Origin of the sequence: Acinetobacter sp. YH12039 (genome assembly GCF_013420015.1) — a bacterium.
Classification (GTDB): Bacteria; Pseudomonadota; Gammaproteobacteria; order Pseudomonadales; family Moraxellaceae; genus Acinetobacter; species Acinetobacter amyesii.
This window is the reverse complement of the sequence record NZ_VOZA01000104.1, coordinates 1-3,315: the sequence shown is the minus strand read 5'-3', so window position 1 is coordinate 3,315 and position 3,315 is coordinate 1. Positions and strand designations below refer to the sequence as shown.

Below are 3,315 nucleotides of genomic sequence, written 5' to 3'. Positions count from 1 at the left end.
TGCAACGTGTATCTGACATCAAAGGTGCTGACCAAACAGCTAATGGCTTAGTTGAAGTGACTTTAGAGAATGGTGCAAAACTTGAATCTAAAACAGTGATTCTTTCAACAGGTGCACGTTGGAGAGAAATGAACGTTCCGGGTGAACAAGAATACCGTACACGTGGTGTTGCATACTGCCCACACTGTGACGGTCCATTGTTTAAAGGTAAACGTGTTGCGGTGATTGGTGGTGGTAACTCAGGTGTCGAAGCGGCGATTGACCTTGCAGGTATTGTGGAACATGTAACACTTGTTGAATTTGATACCAAACTTCGTGCTGACCAAGTCCTTCAAGACAAGTTAAACAGCTTACCGAATACCACTGTGATCATGAATGCATTATCTACAGAAGTGGTTGGTGATGGTTCACAAGTGACTGCACTGAACTACAAAGACCGTGCAACTGATGAAATCAAAACGATTGAATTGGCAGGTATCTTTGTACAAATCGGTTTGTTACCAAACACTGATTTCTTAAAAGAAACAGCAGTTGAACTTTCAAACCGTGGTGAGATCGTAATTAACGAACGTAACGAAACCAATGTAAAAGGTGTATTTGCTGCCGGTGACTGTACAACAGTACCTTACAAACAAATCATCATTGCGACAGGTGAAGGCGCGAAAGCTTCATTGTCTGCTTTTGATTACATCATCCGTTCGGGTCAATAAAAGAAAGGCCAGTGTGTTTCGAGAAACACGCTGGCCGCGCTGAATGTTGTCATTTGAATATTATTTTTCTTAATATTCTCGTTTTACAGGAACTTTGGATGCTAACACCGGAGTTCCTTTTTTTGTCTGCAAAATTAGGATTCAAAAATGTTCCCACACATTTTGAATCCTATTCGTTGCCCAGCTATTTTTGTTTTACAACCTTATTTTTATACTTTCCCCAAGGTTGTTTCTCTATAAAATATAAAGCGGAGTAAGCAATTAATATACCAATCACATCACGAATTTAAGATTTAAATAAATTCAAGCCTTTAAACTTCTCCATTAACTGCTCATCTGTCTCCACATGTTCAGGATGAGGCACAATGCACTCAATCGGACAAACTGAAACACAAGTTTGGTGCGCATAGAAACCGACGCATTCAGTACAACGTGCGACATCGATTTCATAAATCTTTGAGCCTTCATAAATGGCATCATTGGGACATTCAGGTAGACACATGTCACAATTGATGCATTTGTCTGTAATCAACAAAGCCATAAAGTAAACTCAAGCCTGATAAGCTAAAGTTGAAGCCGAAATATCCACTGTCGAATTGGGTAAGTTACGAATCAGTAAGGCGTATCGCATATCCACATCGGCAGGTACAGGAATATCCACGATATGACCTGAACCTTTGGCATCGTCAATTAGATTACCTTTTTTATCTTTCATTTCAGTTAAAACGAAGGTGATGTTGCCTGAAGTGGTCATCAGTTCTAAAGAATCACCTACAACAAAACGGTTTTTCACTTCGATTTTAAGAGAGTCACCATTGCGTTCTAAGACTTCACCTACAAACTGTTGATGATCAAAACGTGAAGAACCGGTTTCATAGTTTTGATATTCACTATGTACATGGCGGCGTAGAAAACCTTCGGTATAACCACGGTTCGCAAGACCTTCAAGCTGAGACATGAGAGCAGGGTCAAATGGTTTACCAGCAAGGGCATCATCGATGGCTTTACGATAAATTTGAGCGGTACGCGCACAGTAGAAATAAGACTTGGTACGGCCTTCAATTTTTAAAGAATGAATGCCCATTTTGGTTAAACGGTCAACATGCTGTACAGCACGCAAGTCTTTCGAGTTCATGAAATAAGTGCCATGTTCATCTTCTTCGGCAGCAAACATGTCTTCTTCATTGCGTTGTAATAAAACCGGCTCGCCGAATTGGTGTTGTTCTAGGGCGTGTTGCTCATCGGCATTTTTATTATTGCAGCATGATGATTCTTTAATTTGTGTGACTGGAATAACATCACCAGTTTCATCTTCAACTGCATCGTGAATTTTATAATCCCATCGGCATGCATTGGTACATGCACCTTGGTTTGCATCACGTTTATTCATATAGCCAGAAAGTAAGCAACGACCGGAGTAAGCCATACATAATGCACCATGTACGAAAACTTCAATTTCCATATCAGGTACATTGTGTTTAATTTCTTCAATTTCTTCGATTGATAATTCACGTGACAGAATGACACGTGTCAGTCCCATATTTTTCCAAAATTTAACCGTTGCCCAGTTCACCGCATTGGCTTGGACAGACAAATGAATGGACACTTCTGGAAAATGTTCACGCACCATCATGATTAGACCAGGGTCAGACATGATCAGTGCATCAGGATTCATGGCAACCACAGGTTCAAGGTCACGGATGAAATTTTTCAGTTTTGAGTTATGCGGTTGGATGTTTACCACCACATAAAACTTTTTCCCTAAGGCATGAGCTTCTTCAATGCCAATTTTTAAATTGTCATGGTCGAAAGCATTATTGCGCACACGTAAGCTATATCGCGGCTGACCTGCATACACGGCATCTGCGCCATAAGCAAAAGCGTAGCGCATATTTTTTAAAGAGCCAGCAGGTGAGAGGAGTTCGGTTACGTGTTGAATCGTCATGTCAATAAAGGCATAAAAAATTTATGGCTTTATTGTAGTGATCTAAAAAAAGGATTCAACCAAGTATTTTAGTTGGGTTTTCAAGATATTCCGTTTTCCAAATGTTTTAAAATTTGGCAATCATTAATTTGACTGGTTTCATTACAGCTAGCACGGAGCTTACTTAACTGTATTTTAAAACTTTCTAATTCTTTAATTTTTTCAGAAACTTGACGAATGTGATTGTCAATTAATTCATTCACAGCATGACAGCTTTGCGTAGGGGATTGCTCAAGTTCAAGCAGGGTTTGAATCTCGGTGAGAGAAATATCGAGGTTTCGACAGCGCTTAATAAAAACCAAACGTTTGTACATTTCTTCATCATAATAGCGATAATTGTTGTCTGCGCGGAAGCTAGGTTTCAGCAGTTTTTTCTTTTCATAAAAGCGAATACTGTCAATGCTTACCCCAGATTTGGTGGACAATTCTTTAATCAAATAATGTTTTTGTACGTTCATGCTTGACCTTGGAGTGAGTCCATAGTTTTGAATAAGATAGGACTTACGCATTGACTGATTCAAAAAAGTATTAAAATACTTTATAAAGTATCTGTGATCAGACGAATTAAACATGCTTCTACAGCAACTTGTACATTACCCATTTATATGGGCTTTCTCATGA

Annotated in this window: 4 protein-coding genes; 1 reads left to right on the top strand and 3 read right to left on the bottom strand. The window is 39.2% G+C overall.

Annotated features, from left to right (window positions below; all coding sequences use genetic code 11):
- A partial coding sequence (locus FTT98_RS17520; RefSeq protein WP_180177484.1) for an FAD-dependent oxidoreductase occupies positions 1-710 on the top strand: 710 nt, incomplete at its 5' end.
- Positions 711-996: 286 nt separating this feature from the next.
- On the opposite strand, the gene FTT98_RS17515 is transcribed toward FTT98_RS17520, so the two are convergent.
- The 3 genes from FTT98_RS17515 to FTT98_RS17505 all read right to left on the bottom strand — a co-directional run bounded on the left by FTT98_RS17515 (position 997) and on the right by FTT98_RS17505 (position 3,152).
- Positions 997-1,251: a YfhL family 4Fe-4S dicluster ferredoxin gene (locus tag FTT98_RS17515; RefSeq protein WP_180009475.1), complete on the bottom strand. Its 255-nt coding sequence runs from the start codon at positions 1,249-1,251 to the stop codon at positions 997-999.
- Between the two features lie 9 nt (positions 1,252-1,260).
- A complete protein-coding gene (gene yegQ / locus FTT98_RS17510) occupies positions 1,261-2,655 on the bottom strand; it encodes a tRNA 5-hydroxyuridine modification protein YegQ (protein ID WP_180117513.1) in 1,395 nt (464 codons plus the stop codon).
- A gap of 80 nt (positions 2,656-2,735) precedes the next feature.
- Entirely contained in the window at positions 2,736-3,152 is a 417-nt protein-coding gene (locus tag FTT98_RS17505; RefSeq protein ID WP_180177605.1) for a Cd(II)/Pb(II)-responsive transcriptional regulator, read from the bottom strand.
- Positions 3,153-3,315: the final 163 nt, after the last annotated feature.

Bases quoted from the DNA above. Each gene is read 5' to 3' on its own strand.
- yegQ (WP_180117513.1), bottom strand. From the start codon at position 2,655: ATGACGATTCAACACGTAACCGAACTCCTCTCACCTGCTGGCTCTTTA.
- FTT98_RS17515 (WP_180009475.1), bottom strand. From the start codon at position 1,251: ATGGCTTTGTTGATTACAGACAAATGCATCAATTGTGACATGTGTCTA.
- FTT98_RS17505 (WP_180177605.1), bottom strand. From the start codon at position 3,152: ATGAACGTACAAAAACATTATTTGATTAAAGAATTGTCCACCAAATCT.